This is a genomic window from Pseudomonas sp., from assembly GCF_049590575.1.
GTDB lineage: Bacteria > Pseudomonadota > Gammaproteobacteria > Pseudomonadales > Pseudomonadaceae > Aquipseudomonas.
Genome location: NZ_JBAWDE010000066.1, coordinates 1 through 4,077 on the forward strand (window position 1 = coordinate 1; position 4,077 = coordinate 4,077).

Genomic DNA, 4,077 nt, shown 5'->3' on the forward strand with positions numbered 1-4,077 from the left:
CCCGACACCTTCGCGAGCAAGCCAGCTCCCACACAAGCCTGCCCCCCGAATAGTCTTCTAGTGCGTACGCGCGACCGCGAACTCACTCAGCTCGACCAGAGCATCCCGGTATTCGCTGGCTGGCAGGGCTTCCAGGCACTTGATCGCACGGGCCACGAAGTCACGCGCCAGTTGTGCGGTGTACTCCAGGGAGCCGGAGGCTTCCACGGCGCCACGGATGGCTTCCAAGTCTTCGATTCCGCCTTTCTGGATCGCCTTGCGCACCAGGGCAGCCTGTTCCGGCGTGCCTTCGCGCATGGTGTAGATCAGCGGCAAGGTCGGTTTGCCCTCGGCCAGGTCGTCACCGACGTTCTTGCCCAGGGTCTCGGCGTCGCCTTTGTAGTCGAGCAGGTCGTCAACCAGTTGGAACGCCACGCCCAAGTGATCACCAAAGGTGCGCAGGGCCTCGGCCTGTTCGGCAGTCGCGCCACACAGGGCCGCGGCGCTGTGGGTGGACGCTTCGAAGAGCATCGCGGTTTTGCCGCGAATCACTTCCATATAGGTTTCTTCGGTGGTGCTGGCGTCACGGACCTTCGACAGCTGCAACACTTCGCCTTCGGCGATGATGCGCGTGGCCTGTGAAAGAATCTTCATCACCGGCATCGAGCCGAGCTCGACCATCATTTCGAACGAGCGCGAATACAGGAAGTCACCCACCAGCACGCTCGGGGCATTGCCCCACATGGCGTTGGCGGTCTCGCGGCCCCGGCGCATGCCGGACATGTCGACCACGTCGTCATGCAGCAAGGTGGCGGTGTGCAGGAATTCAATCGTCGCGGCCAGCAGACGCACGTCATCGCCTTGGCGGCCAAGCGCCTTGCCACACAGCAACACTAATAAAGGACGCAGGCGTTTGCCGCCCGCCGACGTAATGTAGTCGCCAATTTTGGACACCAGCGGCACTTTAGAGGTCAGCTGCTGCTTGATGATGCCGTCGACGGCGCTAAAATCGTCCGCGACCGCGCGGTAGAAAGCTTGGGGTTGCATCAGCGACAGTCGCTCCAGAAGGGTTGCGCGGCATGCTAGGACCCAGGCCCCCGGGTGTCAAGGCGCGATAGACGGCTACTTGCAACGCATCAAAGCCTTGCGTACAATCGCGCACCCTGAACTTCCTGGGCAGCACCTGCCTTACGCAATTGCATTCGGGACGTCCATCCCATGCAGCCATGCCAGCCAATACCTCTTCTTATAAAGCGCTGGGTGAGCAGGATTATCGGAGAAATACCATGTCGTACGCAGTAATTGTTACTGGTGGCAAGCAATACAAGGTCGCCCCAGGTGAATACCTGAAGATCGAAAAACTGGAAATCGCTACCGGCGAATCCGTTACCTTTGATCGCGTTCTGTTGGTCGCCAATGGCGATGACGTGAACATCGGCGCTCCAGTTGTTGCTGGCGCTACCGTTGTGGCTGAAGTGATCTCCCAAGGTCGTCACGATAAAGTCCGCATCATCAAGTTCCGTCGTCGTAAGCACCACATGAAGCGTATGGGCCACCGCCAGTGGTACACCGAGATCAAAATCACCGGTATTCAGGCTTAATTTCAGCCTAATTCCTCACTAGGAGAATTGACTCATGGCACACAAAAAAGCTGGTGGTAGTACCCGTAACGGTCGCGACTCAGAAGCCAAACGCCTTGGCGTTAAGATGTATGGCGGCCAGAAAATCATTCCGGGCAACATCATCGTGCGTCAGCGCGGCACCCAATTCCACGCCGGTTACGGTGTTGGCATGGGTAAAGATCACACCCTCTTCGCTAAAATCGAAGGCGTGATCAAGTTTGAAGTAAAAGGCGCGTTCAACCGCCGTTACGTGAGCGTTGTCGCCGCTTAATTGCGCGATCGCTGGAAAAGCCCTGTCTCGCGACGGGGCTTTTTCGTTTGTGGGGTGAGTCTCTTGCAAAGCTGTTTGTGATGGGCTCAAGCGCTGGTTTTGCGGTCGCTTTCTGAGGTCGCTGCGCTCATTTTTGCAAGAGTCTTATGTCTTGGTTTCTTAAGCTCGTCCATGCGACGAGAGGCGTTTTGTTATGAAGTTCGTTGATGAAGTTTCCATCCGAGTAAAAGCAGGCGACGGCGGTAACGGTTGCATGAGTTTCCGTCGCGAAAAATTCATCGAAAACGGTGGCCCAAATGGCGGTGACGGCGGTGACGGCGGTTCCATCTACATGATGGCCGACGAAAACCTCAACACCCTGGTCGACTACCGTTACACCCGGCACTTCGATGCCGAGCGTGGCTCCAACGGCGGCAGCACCGACTGCACCGGCAAGAAAGGCGAAGACTTGGTACTGCGCGTGCCGGTCGGCACCACGATCATCGACTCCGCCACCCAGGAAGTGATTGGCGACCTGACCAAGGCCGGCCAGAAGCTGATGGTTGTGCAGGGCGGCTGGCACGGTCTGGGTAACACCCGATTCAAGTCCAGTACCAACCGTGCGCCGCGCCAGACTACCCCTGGCAAGCCGGGCGAGCAGCGTGACCTCAAGCTGGAAATGAAAGTATTGGCAGACGTGGGCCTGTTGGGCCTGCCGAACGCCGGCAAAAGTACCTTCATCCGCTCGGTCTCGGCCGCCAAGCCGAAAGTCGCCGACTACCCGTTCACCACCCTGGTGCCGAACCTGGGCGTGGTCAGCGTCGACCGCTGGAAAAGCTTCGTGGTCGCCGATATTCCTGGTTTGATCGAAGGTGCTTCCGATGGCGCAGGTCTGGGGATTCGCTTCCTCAAGCACTTGTCGCGTACCCGTTTGCTGCTGCACCTCGTCGACATGGCGCCGCTGGATGACACCAGCGCACCGGACGCCGCTGAAGTGATCGTCAGCGAACTGACCAAGTTCAGCCCGGCCCTGGCCGAGCGTGATCGTTGGCTGGTGCTGAACAAGTGCGACCAGATCCTTGAGGAAGAGCACGAGGAGCGGGTCAAGGAAATCGTTGATCGCCTGGAGTGGACCGGCCCGGTCTATGTGATCTCGGCCATCGCCAAAGAAGGCACCGAACGCCTTTGCCGCGACATCATGCGCTACCTCGAAGACCGCGCCGACCGCCTGGCGGCCGACCCGGTGTTCAAGGCCGAACTCGCCGAGCTCGACCAGCAGATCGAAGACGAAGCCCGCGCCCAGCTGCAAGCCCTGGACGACCAGCGTGCCCTGCGCCGCAGCGGCGTGAAGTCGGTCCATGACATCGGTGATGACGATTGGGACGAAGAAGACGTGGATGACGAAGACGGTCCGGAAATCATTTACGTGCGCGACTGATTCGTTGCAGTAAACTTGAACGCCGCTCCCTTGAGCGGCGTTTTGGTATCCGGGTATAACGTTATGGGCGGCGCTGGGTCGCGCAGCCCTCACTCTAAGGTTGAAGATGATGCGGAGCAAAGTGACAGGCGCGCAGCGCTGGGTCGTAAAGATCGGAAGTGCGCTGCTGACGGCGGATGGCAAGGGGCTGGATCGCGCGGCCATGAGCGTGTGGGTCGAGCAGATGGTGGCCTTGCATGAGGCCGGTGTCGAGTTGGTGCTGGTGTCGTCCGGGGCGGTTGCCGCCGGGATGAGCCGCCTTGGCTGGACCGCGCGACCCAGCGCGATGCACGAGCTGCAAGCCGCCGCCGCCATCGGCCAGATGGGCCTGGTGCAAGCCTGGGAATCCAGCTTTGCCGAGCACGGCCGCCACACGGCGCAGATCCTGCTGACCCACGACGACCTGTCCGACCGCAAGCGCTACCTCAACGCCCGCAGCACCTTGCGCGCGCTGGTGGAGCTCAAAGTGATCCCGGTGATCAACGAGAACGACACGGTGGTCACCGACGAAATCCGCTTCGGCGACAACGACACCCTGGCCGCCCTGGTGGCCAATCTGGTGGAAGCCGACCTGCTGGTGATCCTCACCGACCGCGACGGCATGTTCGATGCCGACCCGCGCAACAATCCCGACGCCAAAATGATCTACGAAGCCCGCGCCGATGACCCGGCGCTGGACGCCGTGGCCGGCAGTGTCGGCGGCGCCTTGGGCCGTGGTGGCATGCAGACCAAACTGCGTGCCGCGCGCC

General features: G+C 60.4%; 5 protein-coding genes. 4 read left to right on the forward strand and 1 reads right to left on the reverse strand.

Annotation, left to right across the window (positions count from 1 at the left end; genetic code table 11):
* Positions 1 to 57 precede the first annotated feature (57 nt).
* Positions 58 to 1,026 carry a polyprenyl synthetase family protein gene (locus WBR57_RS04715; protein WP_424082591.1) on the reverse strand — a complete coding sequence of 323 codons (969 nt, stop codon included), beginning with the start codon at positions 1,024 to 1,026 and terminating at the stop codon, positions 58 to 60.
* A 239-nt stretch (positions 1,027 to 1,265) separates the two neighbouring features.
* Between WBR57_RS04715 and rplU the strand changes: the two genes are divergently transcribed.
* The 4 genes from rplU to proB form a co-directional block, all read left to right on the forward strand.
* Positions 1,266 to 1,580, forward strand: coding sequence for a 50S ribosomal protein L21 (gene rplU / locus WBR57_RS04720; protein WP_003176051.1), 315 nt, complete (start codon positions 1,266 to 1,268; stop codon positions 1,578 to 1,580).
* Positions 1,581 to 1,614: 34 nt separating this feature from the next.
* Entirely contained in the window at positions 1,615 to 1,872 is a 258-nt protein-coding gene (gene rpmA, locus WBR57_RS04725) for a 50S ribosomal protein L27 (protein WP_003176049.1), read from the forward strand.
* 193 nt (positions 1,873 to 2,065) lie between these two features.
* Positions 2,066 to 3,289, forward strand: coding sequence for an Obg family GTPase CgtA (cgtA, locus tag WBR57_RS04730; protein ID WP_122540958.1), 1,224 nt, complete (start codon positions 2,066 to 2,068; stop codon positions 3,287 to 3,289).
* 109 nt (positions 3,290 to 3,398) lie between these two features.
* On the forward strand, positions 3,399 to 4,077 hold a 679-nt coding region (gene proB, locus WBR57_RS04735; protein ID WP_424082596.1), incomplete at its 3' end, for a glutamate 5-kinase.

Excerpts from the sequence above, each read along its gene's own strand:
- rpmA (WP_003176049.1), top strand. The coding sequence starts at position 1,615 with ATGGCACACAAAAAAGCTGGTGGTAGTACCCGTAACGGTCGCGACTCA.
- cgtA (WP_122540958.1), top strand. The coding sequence starts at position 2,066 with ATGAAGTTCGTTGATGAAGTTTCCATCCGAGTAAAAGCAGGCGACGGC.
- rplU (WP_003176051.1), top strand. The coding sequence starts at position 1,266 with ATGTCGTACGCAGTAATTGTTACTGGTGGCAAGCAATACAAGGTCGCC.
- WBR57_RS04715 (WP_424082591.1), bottom strand. The coding sequence starts at position 1,026 with ATGCAACCCCAAGCTTTCTACCGCGCGGTCGCGGACGATTTTAGCGCC.